This window comes from Chelatococcus sp. GCM10030263 (genome assembly GCF_042666455.1).
Lineage (GTDB): Bacteria > Pseudomonadota > Alphaproteobacteria > Rhizobiales > Beijerinckiaceae > Chelatococcus.
This window is the reverse complement of the sequence record NZ_JBHTDB010000002.1, coordinates 157,122-178,623: the sequence shown is the minus strand read 5'-3', so window position 1 is coordinate 178,623 and position 21,502 is coordinate 157,122. Positions and strand designations below refer to the sequence as shown.

Genomic DNA, 21,502 nt, shown 5'->3' with positions numbered 1-21,502 from the left:
CCCGTGTTTACAACGCGGCGACCTCAGGAAAAAGTGAGCATTCGCGCTCGGCCCATAACCGTGTGGTTATTCTGAAGTGATCGACAGCGGCATCAAGCTCCGGCATCTCACCACCTTTCTCGAGGTGGCGCGGCTCATGAGCATCGGCAAGGCGGCGGACGTGCTCGCCGTCACGCAGCCGGCCGTATCCAAGACGATCCGCGAGCTCGAGGAGGCGCTCGGTGTCGCGCTGTTCGACCGCAGCCAGCGCGCCATTGCGCTCACCGCCTTCGGCGAGGTCTTCCTGCGCCATGCCGGCACGAGCGTGGCGGCGCTGCGCCAGGGCATCGAATCCGTTGCGCAGGCGCGCGGCGCCATGGCGCCGGCCGTGCGCGTCGGCGCGCTGCCGACCGTTTCCACGCGGCTGATGCCGCTCGCGGTCAAGCGCCTCAAGGCGGACGGCTTCACCGGCATCATCCGCATCATCACCGGCGAGAACCGGACGCTCCTCAGCGAGCTCAGATTGGGCGAGCTCGACCTCGTCGTCGGCCGGCTCGCAGCGCCCGAGCTGATGAGCGGGCTCACCTTCGAGCATCTTTATTCCGAGCAGGTGGTCTTCGTGGTGCGTCCCGGGCATCCGCTGACGCGCGAGCAGCCCTTTGATATTCGCCGGCTCACCGCCTTCACCGTGCTCATGCCGACGGAGGGCTCGGTCATCCGCCCGCATGTGGAAGAGCTTCTTATCGCGCATGGCGTCGGGCTCCTGCGCGACCAGATCGAGACCGTCTCGATGGCCTTCGGCCGGCAGTTCGTGCGCCTATCGGACGCGGTCTGGATCATCTCACGTGGGGTCGTCATCGATGACCTCGAGGCGGGCATTCTCATGACGCTGCCGGTCGACACCGCCGAGACACTCGGTGCGGTCGGGCTGACCGGGCGGGCCGGCGGAACGGATAATCCGGCCGTCGAGCTCCTGGCCCATGCGATCCGCCGCGTGGTCGCCGAGCTCGGGGCATCGCGCGAGAGCCTCATGGCCGCCCGGGCGTGAAGCCGGGCCGCACGAATCCATGGGCCGTGAGCAGCGGCAGAATGATGGCGCGGGCTCGCTCGCGGTGGCGCCCGGCGGCGGTTGCCGCCTCTTCCGCCTCGCCACGGGCGATGGCGTCAACGATCGCCTGATGCTCGGCGGCGGCCCCCTCCGGCCGCGGCCGCAGATGCAGCGTCAGCATGCGTGCGCGATGCGCCTGGTCGGACACCGTCGCGACGATGCGGGCGATGCGGGCATTGCCGCAGCCCTCCACCAGCGAACGGTGAAAGGCTTCGTCCCCCTCCGCCCACCGGTCGAGATCACTTTCCGCGAGCGCCGCCCGCATCATCTCGGTCGCGGCCGTGAGCTGCTGCAGCACCGGATCGCGCCGTGCCGCCTCCATGCGCGCAAGGCGGCGCGCCGCCATCGCCTCGAGGCCGACGAGCACGTCGTAGATTTCGTCGACATCGGCATCGCCGATCACCATGACGAAGACGCCGCGCTTGGGCACGAGCTTGAGCAGCCCCTCCTCCTGCAGGCGGATGACGGCCTCGTGCACCGGCGTGCGGCTCATGCCGAATTGCGCGGCGAGCTCCTGCTCGGAGCCATGATAGCCGGGTGCCAGCCGGTTCTCGCGGATGGCCGCCTTCAGCGCGCGGTAGGCATCCTCGACCAGCGAGGAGCGATTAGGGCTGGCTGCATCGCTCATGCCCTCGTCATAGCCGAGAACGGCGCCGCGCGCATGCGGTGCATCGCCAACCTGCCTTGGCAATTGACCGGGCCGGCGAGGCATGGTTGATCATGCATGCAAGATTGCATGTAAGTCGAGTGAGCACGGAGAAACGGGCAATGAAGAGCTATCGGATTGCGGTCATTCCCGGCGATGGTGTGGGCAAGGAGGTGATCGACGCCGGCGTACAGGCGCTTACCGCCTGCGCCGAGCGCAGCGGCAGCTTCGGTTTCGCCTTCGACAGCTTCGACTGGGGTTCGGACTATTACAAGACGCACGGCGTGATGATGCCGGAGAATGGTCTCCAGCAGATCGCCGGCCATGACGCCATCTTCTTCGGCGCGGTCGGCGCACCGGACGTGCCCGACCATGTGACGCTCTGGGGGCTGCGCCTCGCTATCTGCCAGCCCTTCGACCAATATGCCAATGTGCGCCCGACGCGCATTCTGCCCGGCATCCGCTCGCCGCTGCGGGACGTCGCGCCCGGCGATCTCGACTGGGTGATCGTGCGCGAGAATTCAGAGGGCGAATATGCCGGCCAGGGCGGGCGCTCGCACCGCGGCCTGCCGGAGGAGGTCGCGACCGAGGTCGCCATCTTCACGCGCGCCGGCGTCACGCGCATCATGCGCTACGCCTTCGCGCTCGCCCAGTCGCGGCCGCGCAAGCTCCTGACCGTCGTGACGAAGTCCAACGCCCAACGCTACGGCCTCGTGCTGTGGGACGAGATCGCCGCCGAGGTGGCGCGCGACTTTCCCGACGTCACCTGGGACAAGATGCTGGTCGACGCCATGACGATCCGCATGACCTTGAAGCCCGAAAGCCTCGACACGGTCGTCGCGACCAATCTCCACGCCGATATCCTGTCGGACCTGGCAGCGGCGCTCGCCGGATCCATCGGCATCGCGCCGACCGCCAATCTCAATCCCGAGCGGCGCTTTCCCTCAATGTTCGAGCCGATCCACGGCTCCGCCTTCGACATCATGGGCAAGGGCATCGCCAATCCGGTCGCGACCTTCTGGTCGGCCTGCCTGATGCTCGATCATCTCGGCGAGACCACCGCCTCGGCGCGGCTGATGCGCGCCGTCGAACGCGTCACCGCCGATCCCGCATTGCATACCCCGGACCTCGGCGGCACCGCGACCACGCAGAAGGTCACGGACGCCGTTTGCGAGGCGCTGCGCGGGGATAATGTGGGACTGTGAGCGCGCGTCAAATCGAGGCGCTGATGGCCATTCCCCGCGTGGGGAGGGTTGGCGGTGGGGCCGAATTCGGGGATTCCCTAAAGCTCGGTGTGCTGCCCTGGAGGATCTCTTCCCGCGGCATGCTAGTTGTCACTCACCCCCACCCCTTTCCCCTCCCCACAAGGGGGGCATAAAAACCACCGGGCCTCACCGTCAGTCTCGCAATTCCATCTCACGCAGCGCTTGCAAAAGGTGGTGATCTGACGCTGCGGAGTTTCGGCCTTATCGGCGTCGCAGGCTCAGGCGCGACGGCTGAGCCGTGCCCCTCCCCCTTGTGGGGAGGGGAAAGGGGTGGGGGGCGAAGCGACAACGCAACTCGCCGGATCTCACACTGCCGCCATCCGCGGCGCGGCGAGTTTCGCGGCGAGCGCAAGCGCGTTTTCGAGCGCCGAGGGCGAGGCGACGCCTTGGCCGACGATGTCGAAGGCCGTGCCGTGGGCCGGCGTCGTGAAGACCGTGTCGAGGCCGGCCGTCACCGTGACGCCGCGGTTGAAGCCCTTGAGCTTGGTCGCGATCTGGCCCTGGTCGTGATACATGGCGACGACGCTGTCGAACTCGCCGGCGAAGGCCTTGATATAGACCGTATCGGCCGGGAAAGGGCCGCGGCAGTCGACGCCGGTGGCCGCCACCTTCTCGACCGTGGGGCGGATGAGATCGATCTCCTCGCGGCCGAAGAGGCCGTTTTCGCCGGCATGGGGGTTGAGCGCCGCGATGGCAATGCGCGGCTTTGCCGTGCCCGCCCGGCGCATCATGCGGTCGACGAGCAGGATTGCATCGGTGATCGAGGTTTCGGTGATCTGGTCGAGTGCCTCGCGCAGGGAGACATGTGAGGTCACCCGCGACATCCATTGGCCGTCGAGCACATTCATCTCGGAGAAATAGGATTTGTGGCCGAGAAGATGGGCGAACATCTTGTGCTCGTCCGGAAAACGCCAGCCGCCGGCATGCAACGCGGCCTTGTTCAGCGGCGCGAAGGTGATGGCGTCGAGCACGCCGGCTTTAGCCAGGCCGACGGCATGGGCGAGCGTGTCGCCGGTGAGCTTGCCGGAGAGTGCGGAGACGGCGCCGCGCCCGACCTCCGCCGGATCGATATTGCCGAGATCAAGGAGCGGCACAGCCTCGGCATCCCAGTCGATGGCGTCGAGCCCGCTCACCCGCTGATGGGGCATGGTGATACCGGCATCGCGCATGCCGAGTTCCAGCACGCGCGCATCGCCGATCAAGAGAAGCCGCGGGCCTTCGCCGTGACGGCCGGAGGCGAGGTGGGCATGCAGCGCCTTCACCGTGATCTCCGGCCCGATGCCGGTGCAATCCCCGAAGAGAAGGCCGATGCGCGGCCGCGCATCGCCTAGAACTCCGTCCATCCTGTTCCTCCTGTTCTCGGAGCAGCACATTCAGCTCCGAACGATTCCCGCAGGTGCGAATCACCTCCCCCTTGAGGGGGGAGGTCGCGGCGCGCAGCGACGCGGGAGGGGGTGAGTAACCTCGGCTCCGCCCGACCACCCCACCCCGGCGGCTTCGCCGCCGACCCTCCCCCTCGAAGGGGAGGGTGAGCGCGCCTTCGAACGGGACACTATAGGATCAGAATCGAAATTGCGAATTGTTGACAATAGTCGATTGCGACGCCTACCATTACATCGCGTTTGCGCTTCGGTGTCCGAGGTTCGACCGCGCCATCAACGATCTCGCCCGAACAAACACGCGTGGCAGTGGAGGAAACGCAATGGGCCTCGACGAGCACGGATCCTCGTCTTCGAATTCCGACCGGCCGCCGCTCCTGCCGCACGGCCCCGAGCTGATGGCAGGCTTCACCCGCCGCCGCATCAAGACATCCGGAGCTGAGATCGAGGTGGCCGTTGCCGGCAAAGGGCCGCCGCTGCTCCTGATCCACGGCAATCCGCTAACGCTCGTCAGCTGGCACAGGATCGCGCCTTCCCTGGCGCAGAGCTTCACGGTGGTGGCGCCGGATATCCGTGGCTATGGCGACAGCTCGAAGCCCGATGGCGGTGAGGATCACGCCGCCTATTCGTTTCGCGCCATGGGCGAGGACATGTTCGAGATCATGTCGTCTCTCGGCTTCGAGCGGTTCGGCGTCGCCGGCCACGATCGCGGCGCCCGCGTCGCCTTCCGCATGGCCCTCGACAAGCCGGAGCGGGTGAGCCGGCTCTGCGCCCTCGACATCATTCCGACCTACAACCTGCTCAGCAACATCACGTTGGGTTGGGGCCTGGAGAGCTACCACTGGTTCTTCATGGCGCAGAAGGCGCCGTTCCCGGAGAAGCTCATCTGCGCGGATCTGAACTATTACATCAGCTACAAGCTCAACAAGAAAGGCGTCGGGCTTTCCATCTTCACGCCCGAGGCCTTTGCCGAATATGCGCGCTGCACCACGCCCGAGCAGATCCACGCCGTTTGCGAGGATTACCGCGCGACGGTGACGCTCGACTACGCCTTCGACAAGGCGGACTTCGAGGCGGGCCGCAAGATCACCTGCCCGGTGCTGGCGATCTGGGGCTCGAACAGCCATGTCGGCCGGCATCTGAAGCCGCAGGAAGCCTGGGGCCAATGGGCGCCGGATCTGCGCGGCTGGGCCATCCCGACCGGGCATTATCCCGCCGAGCACCGGCCGGACCTCGTCTATGACGCCTTCCTCGATTTCTTCTCCGGGCGCGAGCCGGTGCCCTATGAGGGCCGGCAAGACGCGGCATGAGCGGAGCGATCCCAGCCGAGACGGCCAAGGCGCGGCTGCATGCGGGCGGCGAGATCGCGCTGCTCGATGTCCGCGAACACGGCCAATATGGCGAGGGCCACCCCTTCCTCGCCGTGCCCTGTCCCTATAGCCGGCTGGAGACGGCGGTCGGCGCGCTCGTGCCGCGCACGACGGTCCCGATCCTGCTCGTCGACGACGGCGACGGCGTCGCGGAGAAAGCGGCGCGCCGCCTGGCAAGCCTCGGCTATGGCGACATCAGCTGGATCGAGGGCGGTGCGCCCGCCTGGGCGGCCGCAGGCTTCACGCTGTTCAAGGGCGTGAACGTGCCGAGCAAGACGCTCGGCGAACTCGTCGAAGAGGAATGGCACGTGCCCATGCTGCCGCCGGAGGCACTCGATGCCTGGCGCGCGGAAGGCCGGCCCTTCCAGCTGTTCGACGGCCGTCCGCTCAGTGAATATGCCAAGATGACCATCCCCGGCGCGCGCGCCATGCCAAACGGCGAGCTGCCGCATCGCCTGCAAGCTGCGGTCACCGACGCGGCAACGCCGGTCGTCGTCAATTGCGCCGGCCGCACCCGCGGCATCATCGGCGCGGCAGGTCTCATGCTCGCCGGCATCGCCAATCCCGTCTTCGCGCTGGAGAACGGCACGCAAGGCTGGGCCCTGTCCGGCCGTTCGCTCGCCCGTGGCAGCTCGCCCGACCCCCTGCCGGTCGAAGAGGCCGCCGAAAGCCGGGCGCGCGGCAGAGCGCTCGCCGATCGGTTCGGTATTTCGTGGCTCTCGGGCGAGGAGGTCGCGCGCCTTTCGGAAGACGAGACACGCACGCTCTATTTTTTCGATGTGCGCCTCGCGCAAGAATTCGCCGCGGGCTCCCATCCAGACGCGGTCCATGCGCCCGGCGGGCAACTCGTGCAGGCGACCGACCAGTGGATCGGCCTGCGCCGGGCGCGCGTGGTCACCGCCTGCGATACCGGTCTGCGCGCCACGCTCGCCGCCTTCTGGCTGAAGCAGATGGGCTACGAAGTCTATGTGCTGCCGGACGTCGCGGCTCAGCGCGGCTGGCGTCTTGCTCGCCCGGCCGAGCCCAAGAGGCCTGAGTTTCCACGCCTGCCGGAAATCGATGCCGCTGCCGCGCTTGCGGCCGCCGAGGCCGGCGCCGTGCTTCTCGATCTGCGCGACTCCATGGCCTTCCGCGCGGGGCACCTTGCGCCGGCGCGCTGGGCGATCCGGCCGCGCTTTGCGGAGGCTGGGTTGAAGGCGGGAGAGCCGGTTTGCCTTGTCGGCGAGCCCGATGTCGCCGCGACGGCGGCGCTCGACTTGCGCGAGATGGGCGTGGCCCGGATGGCCCGCGTCACCGGCGATCCCGTCGCCTGGCGTGCAGCGGGGCTGCCGGTGGTCGAAAGCCCCGATGACCCGGATGACACGGCGGCGATCGACTTCCTCTTCTTCGTGCACGACCGGCACGACGGCAACCTGGACTCCGCGCGCCGCTATCTCGCCTGGGAATTGGGGCTCACCCGCCAGCTCGATCCGGCCGAACGCGCCGAGTACCGGCTGGAGAACATTGCTTTCGGGTGAGGGCAGGCTCTGGCTATCCCCTCTCCCCGCCGGGGAGAGGGTGAGGGGCCAGGCTCCTGAAGTCGATATTCCCCTCACCCGGTGCTTCGCGCCGACCTCTCCCCACCAGGGAGAGGTAAAAAAAAGTGTCCCTCCACTTGACGCGGAAAGCCCCTCAGCCGATCGTGCCGACGATCGCCGCGGTCATGCCTTCCGTGCCCGTCGTGCCGCGGATGTCGCGCGTGCGGGTTTCCGGGCTTGCGAGCGCCCGGTGGATCGCGCGCTCCATGGTCTTCGCCGCCTCGACGGCCTGCGGCACGCCGCGGGCGCGGCCGAGGTGCTCGATCAGCATGCGCGACGATTCGATCATCGCATAGGGATTGGCGACGCCCTTGCCGGCGATGTCCGGCGCCGAGCCGTGCGTCGCCTGGGCCATGGCGAAATTGCCTTCGCCGATGCACAGCCCCGGCGCCATGCCGAGCCCGCCGACGAGGCCGGCCGCCTCATCGGTCAGGATATCGCCGAACATATTGGTCGTGACGACCGTGTCGAAGCTCTGCGGATCGCGGACAAGCCGCATCGCGAAGGTATCGACGATGACTTCGTCGACGGTGACGTCGGGATAATCCTTCGCGGCCTGGTAGCATTCTTCCACGAACATGCCGCAGCCGAGCTTGAACACCGTGTTCTTGTGCACGAGCGTCAGGCGCTTGCGGCGATGGCGGGCAATCTCGAGCGCAGCGCGCGCCACCTTGCGGCTGCCGGTGCGCGAGATGACGCGCACGGAAATGGTGAGCTCGTCGGTCGGGCGGAACTCGCCCGAACCCATCACCACATTGCGATCCGGCTGAAAGCCCTCATTGTTTTCGCGCACGATGACGAGGTCGACGTCGTCGTAGAGGCAGCCGATGTCGGGGAAGGAACGCGTCGGCCGCACATTGGCGAACAGGTCGAAATGCTTGCGCAGGATCGGGTGCGGATTGATCGCCTCCGGAACCTTGGGATAGGCCTGATGGCCGATCGGCCCGAGGATGAAGCCGTCGAGTTGGGCGAGCGCCTCGAGCGTGCCCGCCGGCATGGTCGAGCCGTGGGTGTCAAGCGCACGCCGCCCGATCGGCATGGGGCGCCAGTCGACGATGAGGCCATGCCGGTCGGCGGCTGCCTGGATCACGCGGACGGCCGCGGGGACGATTTCGTGGCCGATGTCGTCGCCGTCGAGAACGCCGATGGTGAGATGAGCCATGGTCAAACCGATCAGCGGGAGAGCAGCGCGAGCAAGCGCTCGACGGTGGGGAGCTCTTCGAGATCGCGCACCATGGCGACGACGCTGTCGGCCTTGTCGCGCGACAGGCCGGCGTAAGTCGCGCATTCGCGGAACTTGTCCGCCACTTCGTCATAGCTCATGGGATTGGCGGGACTGCCCTTGCCGAAATCGGCGCGGCCGGAGATCTTGCGGCCGTCCTTCAGGGTGATGTCGATGATGGTCGTCATCTTGTCGTAGCCGGCGCGCTCGGCGTCGTCGTCCACGACGAAATCGACCTTCTCGATCATCGCCTGCACGTCGGGTCGCATCACGACCTCGTCGGTGAATTCATGCAGCCCGGCTTTCCCTTCGAGAAGCAGGATCGCCATGCAGAATTCCATGGAGAACTTGGCCTGCAGTTCGTTGGTCGGGCGGTGATGAATGAGGGCGTTCGGCATGTTCTGGTTGGTGCCGATCCGCACCCGCTCGACATCCTGGGCCTTGATGTCGTGCTCGCGGATGAGGCGCAGCATCTCGGTCATGCCGGGGTGGGTGAGGGATCCGGACGGATGCGGCTTGATGGAAATGCCCGGCTCGGCAAAGGTCCATGGCGCGCCGAGCTTGCCGAGGATCGCCGTCTCGTCATAGCCGCCGCCGGCGGCGCGGAAGAAGCCGCGCGGCGCCTCCAGGATCTTGTCCGTCGCCGTCCAGCCGTAGCTCGCGAATTGCGCCGCGGCGACGCCGCTTTCCGACGAGCGGCCGGCGTGGAAGGGCTTGGTCATCGTGCCGAAATTCTCGCGCAGGCCCGCCGACTGGCTGCCGGCGATGGAGAGCGCCCGAAGCGTCGTCTCCAGATCGAGCCCCATGAGCTTGGCGCTCGCGGAGGCTGCCGCGAAGGTGCCGCAGGTGGCCGTGGAGTGGAAGCCAGTCTGGTAATGGCGCGGGTCGATCGCCTCGGCGATCTTGCACTCCACCTCGACACCGAGGTGATAGGCGAGCATCACCTGCCGGCCACTGGCGCCGGTCGTCTCGCCCATGGCGAGTGCTGCCGGCAGGGCGGGCGCGGTCGGATGGGTGAGGAGGCCGTAGACGCGGTCCTTGGCGACGGCGAGCTGCGTATCGTCATAGTCGTCAGCATGGATGCCGACGCCATTGGCGAAGGCGGCGAAACGCGGCGCCACCTTGAGATTGCTGCCGATGACGGTTGCAGGCCCGGCGCTGAGGTTGAGATCCGCCAAATGCCGGCGCACATAGTCGCCGCTCCTGGCGACGGAGCCGGACAGGGCGAGCCCGAGCCCGTCGAGGATCGACTTCTTGCCGAGCGCCACCACGTCGCTCGGCAACGCGGCCGCTTCCGTGCCGCAGATGAATGTCGCGACGGACCGGGTGAGTTGGTTGTCGGGGGATGGGAAGGCGCTCATGCGGGGGTTGATCCTCTCTCGGTTATGGATTTCAGGCTTAATTGTCATTTGTGAATTGTCAACATTTTTAGATCTGTGGCGCTTGCACTTTTTGCCTGTTAGAAGCGAAGTCGACCCTGAACACCGAGGCTGCCGACGACCGACCCATGACAAATTTCGATTCCGAGCAAGCTCTCGCGATCCGCCGGACGCAGTCGCTGACATCGATCATCCGCCGTGAGCTCGAACGCATGATCGAGCAGGGGGAACTCACGGCCGGAGAGCGGCTCAACGAAAACGCGCTTGCGGCGAAGCTGGGCGTGAGCCGCGGGCCGATCCGCGAGGCGTGCCGGGGCCTGGAGCAGAGCGGGCTCGTCGACGTCATCGTCAATCGCGGCGTCTTCGTGCGCGAAGTGTCGAGCCGCGACGCGGCCGAGCTCTATGAAATCCGCGCCATGCTCTATGCGCTGGCCGGGCGGCTGCTCGCACCCATCGTCACCGGTGCGCAGATCAAGACCCTGACCAATTACCTCGACGAGATGGACCGCGCCGCGGCGGCCGAGGATCTCAACCTGTTCTATCCGAACAACCTGCGGTTCCATGAGGCGATCGTCGAGTTCGGCGGCAACGGCCGCTTGCGCGCCGAATGCGCGGCCATCCATCGCGAGATGCATCTCTTCCGCCGTCGCACGCTGCACAAGCCCGGCCGCATGCATGTCTCCAATGCGGAGCACCGACGCATCCTGGAGCGGCTCGCCGCCCACGACGCCGATGGCGCCGAGCAGGAGTTGCGCATGCATGTGCTGACGAGCCGCGAAATCCTCTTCGGCCCGATGGGCCACTATCCGGACGAGGGCTGAGACTCCTCAGCCCCGCGCCGGGCCGACGCGCGCACCACCGAGCAGCGGCAGACGGTTGGCGAGATAGACGACCGCGAAGGAAATCACGAGAAGCATGATCCCGAGCACGGAGATCGCGCCGAGATCACCGCTCTCGTTAAGGTCGTAGATGATCACCGAGACGAGCTTGGTATCGGCGGTGGTCAGGAGGATCGTCGCCGACAATTCGCGGATGGTGCCGATGAAGATGAAGCACCAGGTGGCGACGACATTCGAGCGCAGGAGCGGCGCCGTGATGGTGCGCAGCGTCTCCATGCGCGTCGCGCCGAGAATGCGTCCGGCCTCTTCGAGCTCCACATGCACGCTCTTGAAGGCGGAGGACAGTTGCTGATAGCCCGCGGGCATCTCGATCGTCAGAAAGGCGATGAACAAGATCCAGAGCGTTCCGTAGAGCGGCAGTATCGGACTCGAATAGCTCAGGAACAGGCCGACCCCGAGCACGATGCCGGGAATGGCGACAGGCGCCGTGGCGAGATAGCCGAGGAGCGATACACCCCTGACCGTCTGGCGTGAGACCAGATAGGCGACGACGAGGGCGATCAGCGTGCCGAAGGTCGCCGTCATGAAGCCGAGCAGGAAGGTGTTGCGCAAGGCGAGCTGCGTCGCCGAGAACTCGAAGAAGACGAACCAGACATGGTGGAGCGTGAAGCTCTCCCAGGTGAGGGGTTCGGCGACGGTTCGGGTCAGCGCCGTCTTGAGAAGCGCGAGATACGGCAGAATGACCGTGAGCGACAGCACGAAGACGGTGAAGGCGACCGCCGCCCAGCGCCAGCGGCCGAGCGCCGTGATGCGGGGCGCGCCGCTCTTGCCGCCGAGAGTCGTATAGCCGCGCCGGCCGAGGATTCGCCGCTGCGTCCACAGCAGCAGGATGGTGACGATGAGCAGCGGCATGGCCGCCGCCGCGGCAAGCCCCGGCTTCGGCGGATATTGAAAGAGGCTCCAGATCTTGGTGGTGATGACGTGGAAATTCGCCGGCAGCGCGAGGATCGCCGGCGAGCCGAACATGGTGAGCGCCTGGAGAATGGCGATCAGGGCCCCCGCGAGCATCGCCGGCAGCACGAGCGGAATGGTGATCTTGCGCAAGGTCCTCCACAAGCCGCCGCCGAGGATCGAGGACGCTTCCTCGAGTTCGTTCGGCACCCGTTCCAGCGCGTTCGTCACCAGGGTGAAGACGTAAGGGAAGGTGTAGCAGGAGATGGCGAAGACGAGGCCCTCGAGGGTGTAGATGTCGAGGAGATATTCGTAAGGCTGCAGGCCGAAGATCGAGCGATAGATCGAGTTGATGATGCCGCTGTTCGGCGCGGCCAGGATTTCCCAGGCGATCGCCCCGAGAAAGGGCGGCGTGACGAAGGAGGCGGTGACGAGGCCACGGACCACGCCCCGGCCAGGCATGTCGGTGCGCGCCACGAGCCAGGCGAGCGGTGTGGCGATGACGCAGGAGAGGGCGCCGACGCTGAGCGCCATGCCGATGGCGACGACGAAGGGCCGCCGCAGCGTCGGGTCGCTGGCGAGGGCCACGAAATTGGCGAGCGTGAAATGGCCTGCCTGGTCGGTGATGCTGTAGTAGCCCAGCCAGCCGAGGGGCAGGATCACCAGCACCGCGAGAATGATCGCCAGCAGCACGAAGATCGGCCGCGACCAGTCGATCGACGGGCGTCGCTGCGGAAGCGGGACGGCGAGTTCTCCCACCGCGGTCATCACTTATCCTTCCATTGAAGTCTGTGGCCGGCCTCGAAGGGAACGAAGGGGGCGGGGCGTGATGAAGACGCTCCGCCTCCCGGGTTCGACCACTCGCCATCTCTCCCCGGATACGGGAGAGCCTGCGCCGTTGCCGCGATTGCACGCGAAGGCTTGCGCTATGCCTAGGTGCCGAAATATTCCTCGTATTTCTTCTTGATCTCTTCGATCCGCGGCTCGAGCTTTTCGGGGTCGGAGTAGAGAAGCTTGATCTTGGAGAGCGGTACGCGCGTCTCCTTCTCCTTCACCCGCGGGTGGAAGGAACGCAGACCGCCGACATCGCTGTTGAGCTGCTGCGTCTCCTGGTCGAAGAGGAATGAATAAAACAGCTTGGCAGCGTTGGGATGTGGCGCGTCCTTCAACAGGCCGGCATGGCCGATGGCGATCGGCGTGCCCTCGGTCGCATAGACCACTTCCACCGGCACGCCCGATTCCTTCAGCATGAACATGTTGTATTCATTGCCGTCGGCCTGGACGGAGCGTTCGCCCTGCGCGAGTTTCTTCGGTGGTTCGGTGGACGACTGCACCTGCATGACGCGCTGCTGGCCGAGCTTCTCGAAGAATTCCCAGCCGAGCGCCTGGCTCAAGACGTCGGTTCCGGTCATGATGGTGCCGCTGTAGCCGGGATGGGCCTTGACGATGCGTCCCTTCCATTTGGGATCGAGCAGGTCGGCATGCGCCTTCGGCGCTTCCTCCGGCTTCACCTGCGTGGTGTTGTAGCCGATCACCGAGAGATGCGCGCGATAGGCGGCATAATGGCCGTCGGGATCCTTGGCATCGGCCGGCCAGTCCTTGGCGACCTCCGCCGGCACGGCCTGGGCGAGCCAACCCTTCCTCTTGAACAGAAGGAAATGCACGGCATCCGAGGTTTCCACCACGTCGGCGTTGTGGATCGAGCTGCCATATTCCTGGCTGAGCCGCTGGAAGACCCGCTCGGAGCCCGAACGCTCGACCTTGACCGTGATGCCCGGATATTTCGCTTCGAAGGCCTTGCCGACCCTTTCCGCCACCGAGACGTCGGTCGCGGTGTAGAAGGTCACCGAGCCTTCCTTCTTGGCGGCTTCGATCAGGTCGGGGGTGACATCATAGGGGGCGACACTCTGTGCCAAGGCCCGTCCGGCGGCTCCGAGGGTCGTCGTCAGAGCCAAGCCGGCGAGAACCGTTCTGCGATCGATTCCGTTCATTTGTTTTCCTCCCTTTAGCGTGCGAGCGCGCGGCAGTGCTGCATCGGAAAATGCAGCCACACCGGTTTTCCTCTTTCGATGGCGAGATCCGCCTGGGCAATCGTGCGCACCTGTTCCCCGCCGGGCAGCTCGATGAGATAGTCGCGGTGCGAACCGAGATAGACTTGGCGCACGACCGTGCCCTTGGCCCAGTTGAGGCCTTCCTCCCGGCTCTCGGGCGTCAGCACGATGTCGTGGTGGCGCACGGAGACGACGGCATCCTCACGGCCGGCGAAATCGCCATCGCCGCAGCGCAGCCTGACCGAGCCGCATTCCACCGTATCGGCATCGAGCCTGCGGCCCTTCAGGATATTGGTGCCGCCGAGAAAGCGCGCCACGAATTCCGATTGCGGCCGCTCATAGATCTCCTCGGGACTGCCCACCTGCTCGATGCGCCCCAGATTCATCACGACGATCAGGTCGGCGGTGGTCATCGCCTCGGCCTGGTCGTGGGTGACATAGACCGTCGTGTAGCGATATTCGTCGTGCAGGCGGCGGATTTCGAAGCGCATCTCCTCGCGCAGATTAGCGTCGAGATTGGAGAGCGGCTCGTCGAGCAGCAGGGTCTCCGGCTCGACGACGAGCGCCCGCGCCAGTGAGACGCGCTGCTGCTGGCCGCCCGACAATTCGCCGGGATAACGATCGCTCAAGGCCTGCAGGCGGGTGACGGCGAGAATCTTGTCGACGAGCCGGGCGATGTCCGTCCGCGGCAGCTTCCGCAGCGCCAGGCCATAGCCGATGTTCTCGCGCACCGTCATATGCGGCCATAGCGCATAGCTCTGGAAGATCATCGACATCTTGCGCCGTTCCGGCGGCTCGCTGAAGCCACCCGAGGAGATGACGCGACCGCCGACCCGGATCTCGCCCGCATCCGGATCGATGAAGCCGGCGATGAGACGAAGCGTCGTCGTCTTGCCGCAGCCGGACGGGCCGAGCAAGCAGACCAGATTGCCCTTTTCGACGGCGAGGTCGACATGATCGACGACCGTCAGGGCCCCGTAACGCTTGGTGAGGCCTTTCAATTCCAGAAACGCCATCGATCCTCCCTGAGCCGCGTCCTCGACCTGCGCATCTTCGGCGACTGTGGTTCGAGCCTAGTTCGCGATCTTAGATTGTCAACAATAAGCATCCAGCGCGTGGAATTGTTGACATTCTTCTTTCGACATTCTACCACCGCCGCAACAAGAGGTCAGCACCCCGATGTCCGTCTCCGCCCTCGAAATCCTCCGTTCGAATTCGCTGCCGATGCTGCTCGAGCAGGAGATCGAGCGCGTCATTCTGGGCGGCGAGTTCAAGCCCGGCGATCGCATCAATGAGAAGGAGCTGGCGATTCGCTTCGGCACCAGCCGCGGCCCCGTGCGCGAGGCGCTACGCTCCCTGGAGAGCGCCGGGCTGGTGGAGCAGATCCCCAATCGCGGGGTTTTCGTGCGCCGGCTAACCGCTTCTCAGGCGTCCGACGTCTATGACGTGCGCGCCGCGCTCTTCGGCCTCGCCGGCAAGCTCCTGGCGACGCGTGTAAGCGACGCGCAGATCGCCCAGCTCAAGACTTTCGTCAGCGATATGGACGCGGCGATCGCACAAGATGACTTCGACGGCTATGTGCGCCTCAACTTCGCCTTTCATGAATTCATTGTGGCGAATGCCGGCAACAAGGTGCTCGCGGCGCAATATCTCGGGTTGATCAAGCAGCTGAGACTTTACCGCGCCCGCAACCTGATGCTGGGCGATGCCATGCATGCCTCCAATGCCGAGCACCACACCATGGTCGATGCGATCGCCGCGCGCGATCCGGCCGCCGCCTTCGCCGCCCATGTGCGGCACGTGGAAGAGGCTAAGAACCGGCTCATGTCGCGAGCCCCGATTTCGCCTGAACAGCAGGAGATCTGACGGTGACGAGTCCCGCCTCCGAGATTACGGCCGAGGCCATCCGCTTCATCGAAGGCACCACCTATGCGGACCTGTCCGAGGAGGCGCTCGCCATCGGCCGGCGCTGCATGGTCGACACCGTCGGGCTCTATCTCGCCGGCAGCCGCGAAGCCTCGGTCCGCATCCTCATCGAGGACGCGCTCGCCCAGGGTGGGCGCGAGGATGCGCCGCTGCCCGGCAATGGTGCGGGCAAGGTGCCGGCGCCGCTCGCTGCGCGCGTCTGGGGCACGGCCGGCCATGCCCATGATTGGGACGACACCCAGGTCTCGCACGACCCGGCACATGTCTATGGTCTCCTCACCCATCCCTCCGTGCCGCCGCTCACGGCAGCACTCGTCGTCGCGAGCCAGAAAGGCGGCGTGAGCGGGCGTGACCTGATGCTCGCCTTCCAGCTCGGCTTCGAGGTGGAGTGCAAGATTTCCGAATGGATGCTGCCGCGCCACTATCGCCGCGGCCACCATTCGAGCGGCACCGTCGGCACCTTCGGCGCGACGGTCGCCGCCGCCAAGCTTCTTGGGCTTAGCGGCGACCGCCTCGCGCACGCGCTCGGCATCGCGGCGAGCCTTGCGGCCGGTATCCGCGTCAATTTCGGCACGATGACGAAGCCGCTGCATGTCGGGCGTGCCTGCGAGAACGGCGTGACCGCAGCCCTTCTCGCCGCCCGCGGCTTCGAGGCCGATCCTTCTGCGCTCGACGGGCAGTGGGGCTTCTTCGCCGTGATGGGCGAGGGATTCGATGGCGAGAAGGCGCGTCAAGGCTTCGGCAAGCCGTTGACGATCGCGTCGCCCGGCGTCAGCATCAAGCCCTATCCCTCGGGCATTCTCACCCATCAATCGATGGATGCCATGCTGAGGCTCGTGACCGATCACGACCTGAAGGCCGAAGAGGTGGAAAAGATCAGCTTCTTTGCCGGCAAAAATATCATCGAGCCGATCCGCTACCCGATCGCGCGCAACCATCTGCAGGCGAAATTCTCCATGCCGGCGCTGCTCGCCATGATCGTGCTCTGCCGCCGGGCGAGCCATCACGAGTTCGAGGACGCCTTCGTGGCCGGAGAGGCGATGCAGGACCTGCAGGCCCGCACCGAGGTCATCAACGATCCCGATATCGATGCGCGCGGCTATGACAAGATCCGCTCGCGCATTGAAGTCACGACGAAGGACGGGCGCAAGCTCGTGCAATGGGCCGATGAGCGTTACCGCGGCGGCCCCTCCAACCCCATCAGCGACGCCGATCTCGACGGCAAGTTCCGCATGTGCGCCGAGGGTGTCCTCGATGGCGCGCCGCAGCACGAGCTTCTGGGGCTCGTGCGGGGCATCGACCGGGGCGCCGATGTGGGGCGGCTGGTTGCGCTCATCAGCGGCGAGGCGACCGGCCGCGCGTGAGAGGCGGCATCGCCTGGGGCAGGCATAACAAAGAGGGCTGCCGTTACGACGGCGCCCGGACAAGGGGAGAGAGACGATGGCTTTCATGAAATCGATCGGCACGGCCGCGCTCGGTCTCGTCGCGGCTGTGAGCCTGATGGCGCCTGCCGGCGCCGAGCCGCTGGCCTATCCGCAGAAGGTCGTGACGCTGGTGACCCATTCGAGCCCGGGCGGCGGCAGTGACGTCTTCCTGCGCGAGATGTCGAAATATCTCGGCAAGTATATCGGCGCGACCTTCGTCATCGAGAATGTGCAGGGCGGCAGCGGGGCCAAAGCCATCGCGCGCGTCGCCTCCGCGCCAGCGGACGGCAGCGTCTTCTACGCGACGACACCGACCTATATCTATACGTCGCTGATGAGCAAGCCGCAGAATACCTACAAGGATCTCGACGCGCTCGTGAATATCTTCGCTGACAGCGAGGTCATCTACACGCGCGCCGACGGTCCCTACAAGACGCTGAAGGACGTCATCGATCACGCCAAGAAGGAGCGTGGCCGATGGGGCGTCGCCAATCCGGCTTCACTCGAGCGGCAGGCGGCGGAGCAGCTGAAGCGCGCCGCCGGCGTGACGCCCGCCATCGTCACCCATGAGGGCGGCGGCGACATGATGCTCAACGTCATGAATGGCACGCTCGACATCGGCATCGGCGAGATCCAGGAGGTGCGCTCGCAGCTCGAAGCCGGCAGGCTCCGCCTTCTCGCCACCTTCAATCCGGAGCGCATCGCCGACAAGCCGGACGTGCCGACGGTGAAAGAGCTCGGCTACGACGTCGCGCTCGTCAAGTTCCGCGGTCTCGCCGGCCCCAAAGGCCTTCCGGAAGCGGTCACCAAGGTTTGGGACGAGGCGGTGCCGAAGCTGCTCGCCGATCCCGATTACAAGAAGGCCTACAGCGCCGAGGTACTCGTGCCGCAGTTCACCGCGCACAAGGACTATCCGGCCTTCGTCAATGATTTTGCCGACAAGACCGAAGCCTTCCTGAAGGAAACAGGCGCGATCAAATAACGAGCCGAGGCCGGCTCGGGCCGGCCTCGCATCGGCAAGCCTCACGAGGCTCTATCATGAACAAAGATCTGATCAGCGGCATTGTCTTATTTGCCGTGGCCGGGCTCTATTATCATTTTACCGGCGACATCGCCGACAGCACCTTGTCGGACGAGGTCGGCGCCACCGGCCTGCCGGTCATACTGGCCGCTCTTCTTGCGATCCTCGCCGTGCTCCTGATCGGTCGGTCGCTGGTGGTTGCCCGGCCGCGTGCGGCCGTCGCCGCGGGCGATGGGGACGAGGCCGCACGACCGCCGCGCGCGCTCGGATTTCTCCTTTTCGGCGCTGCCTATATCGTGCTTCTGCCTCTGATCGGCTATGGGGCGTCGATCGCCCTGCTGATTGCCGGCATCGCCCTTTATGAAGGCGCGGCGCGCAACTGGGTGGTTCCCGCCGCGGCGGTCGGCGGCGCGGTGCTTTACTGGGCCGTCTTCGTCAAGCTGCTCGGCGTCAATCAGCCTCTCGGAATTCTCCTGCAGGGGCTGATGCCATGACCACCTTCTGGGACATCGTCCACCTCTTGACGGAGACGCCGCTCGTTTTCGTGGCGATCATCGGCCTCGTCTGGGGCATTCTCGGCGGTGCGCTGCCGGGGATATCCGCCTCGATCACGATGGCGCTGGTGCTGCCCTTCACCTATACGATGGACCCGGCGCAGGCGATCGCGCTGCTCGCCTGCGTCTATATCGGCGCCGAATATGGCGGCTCGATACCGGCCATCCTCATCCGCACGCCCGGCACGAATTCCTCCGCGGCCACCGTCATCGACGGCTATGAGATGAACCGCCAGGGCCGTGCCGGGGAGGCGCTCGGCATCTCGCTCATATCCGGCGTCATCGGCAGCCTGTTCGGCCTGGTCATGCTGATGACGCTGACGGAGCCGCTCTCCTGGCTGGCGCTCGCCTTCAAGCCGACCTCCTATTTCGGGCTCGGCATTCTCGGCCTCAGCGTCATCGCGTCGATGAGCGGCGGCTCCTTGATCAAGGGACTTGCCGCAGCGGTCATCGGCCTGATGATCGCGACCATCGGCACGGATCCCATTTCCGGCGTCACGCGCTTCACCTTCGGCATTCCGGACCTGCTCAACGGCGTCGAGCCGGTGCTCGTCATGATCGGCCTCTTCGCGCTGACGGAGCTCATGGTCCAGTCGGGCAGTTCCAACGTCACGCAGCTCAAGGGCGGCATCAAGATCAAGCTGCCCAGCCTCGCCCTGATGAACAAGCTGAAGCGCTCCCAGTTCATCGGCTGCTTTCTCGGCCTGTTCGAAGGCCTGACGCCCGGCGGCGGCGGCTCGATTGCCGCCTTCATGTCCTATAACGAGGCGCGTCGCTGGTCGAAGACGCCGCAGCTCTTCGGCAAGGGCTCGGAGGAGGGCGTCGCCGCCCCGGAAGCGGCCAACAACACGGTTGCGAGCACCGCGCTCATTCCGCTCTTGAGCTTCGGCATCCCAAGCTCGAACTCCACCGCCGTGCTGCTCGGCGGCCTGCTCATGCACGGGCTCTTGCCCGGGCCCCGCCTGTTCGAGCAGAGCGGCCAGGTGATAGACAGCATCTATGTCGGCTCCTTCATTGCGATCATCGCCCAGATCGGCGTCGGCATCGTCATCCTGCCGGCCTGCATCTGGCTGGTGAATCGGCCTCGGCCCTACCGCGCCGGCTTCATCTTCGCGCTCATCCTGTCCGGCATTTATACCTTGAACGGAAGCCTGTTCGATCTCGGCATCGCGCTGGCGCTCGGCGTCGTCGGCTATCTCATGCGCGTTGCCCGCTTCCCGATCCTGCCGATGATCCTTGGCGTCGTGCTCGGCCATCTCGTGGAATCGAGCTACCGGCGGTCGCTCGTGCTCTCGGGCGGTGATCTCGACATTTTCCTGCAGGATCCGATCGCGGTCGGGCTGCTGCTCGTCGCTTTCGCCTTCGTCGTCTTCTCCCTCACGCGCGAATTCCGCGATGCGCGCAAGATCAAGCTCGAGGAAGCTCATCCGTGAACCAGTCCGTTCCGACATCAGCTCCGGTCGCCGTGCGGCTCGCGGCCTTTGCAGCAGAGGCCGCGCCGCCGCCGGCCGCGCGCGCCGTCTGCCGCAATCTCGTCTTCGATATCGTCGGCCTCGCCATTGCCGCCCGTGAGACGGATTATGTCGCGGCGGCGCTCGGCAGCGCCGTCGACGAGGGGCCGTGCACCGCCTTCGGCCATGGGCGCCGGCTCGGTGTCTATGATGCGGCGCTCGTCAACGGCACGGCCGCCCATGGCGAAGATTACGACGACACCTTCGAGGGCGGGCCGATCCATGCCGGCGCCGTCGTCGTCTCCGCCGTGCTCGCCATCGCCGAGCGGCGCGGCCTCGATGGCCGGGCGGTGATGCGCGGCATTGCAGTCGGCACCGAGCTCATGTGCCGCATGAGCCTGGTGGCGCCGCAGGCGACCCATAAGGCGGGCTTTCATCCCACGGCGATCTTCGGAGCGCCGGCCGCCGCCGCCGCGGTCGGCGCGGCGCTCGGGCTCGATGGGCCGACGATCGCCCGGGCGCTCGGCATTTCCGGCAGCCTCGCCTCCGGCATCATCGAATATCTCGCCGATGGCAGCTCGACGAAGCGCCTGCATGCCGGCGCCGCCGCCGTGGCGGGCCTGCGCGCGGCGCTGCTGGCGGAAGGCGGCTTCACCGGCCCGGTGACGGTCTTCGACGGCACGCACGGCTTCTACAAGGCCTTCGCGCCTTCCAAGCCCCCCAATTTCGCGCCGCTCGTCGAGGGCCTCGGCGAGACCTGGATTCTCGAGACGCTCGCCTTCAAGCCCTATGCTTGTGGAACCATGACGCAGCCCTTCATCGATTGCGCCTTGAAGCTCGCCGCCGAAGGGGTGAAGGCCGACGACGTCGTCTCCATCACCTGCAAGGTCGGCGAAGGCACGGTGCACCGGCTCTGGGAGCCGCTTGCCGAAAAACACCGGCCGCCGAACGGCTACGCCGGTAAGTTCTCGACGCCCTTCTGCATGGCCGTCGGCTTCATCGACGGCGAGGCGGGGCTCGGCCAATTCACGGACGAACGGGTGAAGGATCCGGCGGTGCGCGCGCTCGCCGCAAAAATCTCCTACGAGATCAATCCGGACGATCCCTATCCCCGCAGCTTCGTCGGCCATCTCAGGGCTGTGTTGAAGGACGGCACGGTGCACGAATTCCAGCAGCCGCATATGCGCGGCGGCGCGCATGAGCCGCTGTCGGCGGAGGAACTCGCCGCCAAGTTCAAGTCGAACCTGCGCTTCGGCGGCTTTGGCGATACCGACATAGCCGCATTGAGCGCGGCGCTCGCCGGGCTTGCCGAAGGCGGTCCGGTCGATCTAGCGGCCGCGCGGCTATGAGCGAGCCGACC

The 21,502-nt window shown here is 66.1% G+C and carries 18 protein-coding genes; 11 read left to right on the top strand and 7 right to left on the bottom strand.

Annotation, left to right across the window (positions count from 1 at the left end; translation table 11 throughout):
- The first annotated feature begins 76 nt into the window (after nucleotides 1-76).
- Nucleotides 77-1,027: a pca operon transcription factor PcaQ gene (gene pcaQ, locus ACFQU1_RS00830; protein WP_378128312.1), complete on the top strand. Its 951-nt coding sequence runs from the start codon at nucleotides 77-79 to the stop codon at nucleotides 1,025-1,027.
- Here pcaQ and ACFQU1_RS00825 read toward each other — a convergent pair.
- Entirely contained in the window at nucleotides 1,008-1,715 is a 708-nt protein-coding gene (locus ACFQU1_RS00825) for a GntR family transcriptional regulator (protein WP_378128311.1), read from the bottom strand. The two genes, pcaQ and ACFQU1_RS00825, sit on opposite strands and share 20 nt — an antisense overlap.
- Before the next feature lie 140 nt (nucleotides 1,716-1,855).
- Here ACFQU1_RS00825 and ACFQU1_RS00820 point away from each other — a divergent pair, with 140 nt between their 5' ends.
- Nucleotides 1,856-2,938, top strand: a complete 1,083-nt coding sequence (locus ACFQU1_RS00820) for a tartrate dehydrogenase (RefSeq protein ID WP_378128310.1) — start codon at nucleotides 1,856-1,858, stop codon at nucleotides 2,936-2,938.
- Between the two features lie 365 nt (nucleotides 2,939-3,303).
- Here the strand turns inward: ACFQU1_RS00820 and ACFQU1_RS00815 are convergent, their stop codons facing one another.
- Nucleotides 3,304-4,341 (bottom strand): PdxA family protein, encoded by a 1,038-nt coding sequence (locus tag ACFQU1_RS00815; protein ID WP_378128309.1) that lies wholly within the window; start codon nucleotides 4,339-4,341, stop codon nucleotides 3,304-3,306.
- A gap of 359 nt (nucleotides 4,342-4,700) precedes the next feature.
- Between ACFQU1_RS00815 and ACFQU1_RS00810 the strand changes: the two genes are divergently transcribed.
- Nucleotides 4,701-5,687 carry an alpha/beta fold hydrolase gene (locus ACFQU1_RS00810; RefSeq protein ID WP_378128308.1) on the top strand — a complete coding sequence of 329 codons (987 nt, stop codon included), beginning with the start codon at nucleotides 4,701-4,703 and terminating at the stop codon, nucleotides 5,685-5,687.
- A complete protein-coding gene (locus ACFQU1_RS00805; RefSeq protein ID WP_378128307.1) occupies nucleotides 5,684-7,264 on the top strand; it encodes a rhodanese-like domain-containing protein in 1,581 nt (526 codons plus the stop codon). Before ACFQU1_RS00810 ends, ACFQU1_RS00805 begins: the two co-directional genes overlap by 4 nt.
- A gap of 154 nt (nucleotides 7,265-7,418) precedes the next feature.
- Here ACFQU1_RS00805 and ACFQU1_RS00800 read toward each other — a convergent pair whose 3' ends face one another.
- Together ACFQU1_RS00800 and ACFQU1_RS00795 are read right to left on the bottom strand one after the other, a co-directional pair.
- On the bottom strand, nucleotides 7,419-8,486 hold the full coding sequence (locus ACFQU1_RS00800) for an isocitrate/isopropylmalate dehydrogenase family protein (protein ID WP_378128306.1): 1,068 nt from the start codon (nucleotides 8,484-8,486) through the stop codon (nucleotides 7,419-7,421).
- Between the two features lie 11 nt (nucleotides 8,487-8,497).
- A complete protein-coding gene (locus ACFQU1_RS00795) occupies nucleotides 8,498-9,907 on the bottom strand; it encodes an MmgE/PrpD family protein (RefSeq protein ID WP_378128305.1) in 1,410 nt (469 codons plus the stop codon).
- Between the two features lie 146 nt (nucleotides 9,908-10,053).
- On the opposite strand from ACFQU1_RS00795, the gene ACFQU1_RS00790 reads away from it, so the two are divergent.
- Entirely contained in the window at nucleotides 10,054-10,746 is a 693-nt protein-coding gene (locus tag ACFQU1_RS00790) for an FCD domain-containing protein (protein WP_378128304.1), read from the top strand.
- 6 nt (nucleotides 10,747-10,752) lie between these two features.
- On the opposite strand, the gene ACFQU1_RS00785 is transcribed toward ACFQU1_RS00790, so the two are convergent.
- The 3 genes from ACFQU1_RS00785 to ACFQU1_RS00775 all read right to left on the bottom strand — a co-directional run bounded on the left by ACFQU1_RS00785 (nucleotide 10,753) and on the right by ACFQU1_RS00775 (nucleotide 14,782).
- On the bottom strand, nucleotides 10,753-12,483 hold the full coding sequence (locus ACFQU1_RS00785) for an ABC transporter permease (protein ID WP_378128303.1): 1,731 nt from the start codon (nucleotides 12,481-12,483) through the stop codon (nucleotides 10,753-10,755).
- Between the two features lie 164 nt (nucleotides 12,484-12,647).
- Nucleotides 12,648-13,706 (bottom strand): extracellular solute-binding protein, encoded by a 1,059-nt coding sequence (locus ACFQU1_RS00780; protein WP_378128302.1) that lies wholly within the window; start codon nucleotides 13,704-13,706, stop codon nucleotides 12,648-12,650.
- Nucleotides 13,707-13,720: 14 nt separating this feature from the next.
- Nucleotides 13,721-14,782, bottom strand: a complete 1,062-nt coding sequence (locus ACFQU1_RS00775) for an ABC transporter ATP-binding protein (RefSeq protein WP_378128301.1) — start codon at nucleotides 14,780-14,782, stop codon at nucleotides 13,721-13,723.
- Between the two features lie 163 nt (nucleotides 14,783-14,945).
- Between ACFQU1_RS00775 and ACFQU1_RS00770 the strand changes: the two genes are divergently transcribed.
- From ACFQU1_RS00770 to ACFQU1_RS00745, 6 genes are all read left to right on the top strand, one after another.
- Complete coding sequence (locus ACFQU1_RS00770; RefSeq protein ID WP_378128300.1) at nucleotides 14,946-15,632, top strand: FCD domain-containing protein; 687 nt, start codon at nucleotides 14,946-14,948, stop codon at nucleotides 15,630-15,632.
- 2 nt (nucleotides 15,633-15,634) lie between these two features.
- On the top strand, nucleotides 15,635-17,056 hold the full coding sequence (locus ACFQU1_RS00765) for an MmgE/PrpD family protein (RefSeq protein WP_378128299.1): 1,422 nt from the start codon (nucleotides 15,635-15,637) through the stop codon (nucleotides 17,054-17,056).
- Nucleotides 17,057-17,132: 76 nt separating this feature from the next.
- Entirely contained in the window at nucleotides 17,133-18,098 is a 966-nt protein-coding gene (locus tag ACFQU1_RS00760; protein ID WP_378128298.1) for a tripartite tricarboxylate transporter substrate binding protein, read from the top strand.
- Between the two features lie 56 nt (nucleotides 18,099-18,154).
- Entirely contained in the window at nucleotides 18,155-18,631 is a 477-nt protein-coding gene (locus tag ACFQU1_RS00755; RefSeq protein ID WP_378128297.1) for a tripartite tricarboxylate transporter TctB family protein, read from the top strand.
- On the top strand, nucleotides 18,628-20,124 hold the full coding sequence (locus ACFQU1_RS00750) for a tripartite tricarboxylate transporter permease (protein ID WP_378128296.1): 1,497 nt from the start codon (nucleotides 18,628-18,630) through the stop codon (nucleotides 20,122-20,124). Before ACFQU1_RS00755 ends, ACFQU1_RS00750 begins: the two co-directional genes overlap by 4 nt.
- Complete coding sequence (locus ACFQU1_RS00745; protein ID WP_378128295.1) at nucleotides 20,121-21,491, top strand: MmgE/PrpD family protein; 1,371 nt, start codon at nucleotides 20,121-20,123, stop codon at nucleotides 21,489-21,491. Before ACFQU1_RS00750 ends, ACFQU1_RS00745 begins: the two co-directional genes overlap by 4 nt.
- The last annotated feature ends 11 nt before the right edge of the window (nucleotides 21,492-21,502 follow it).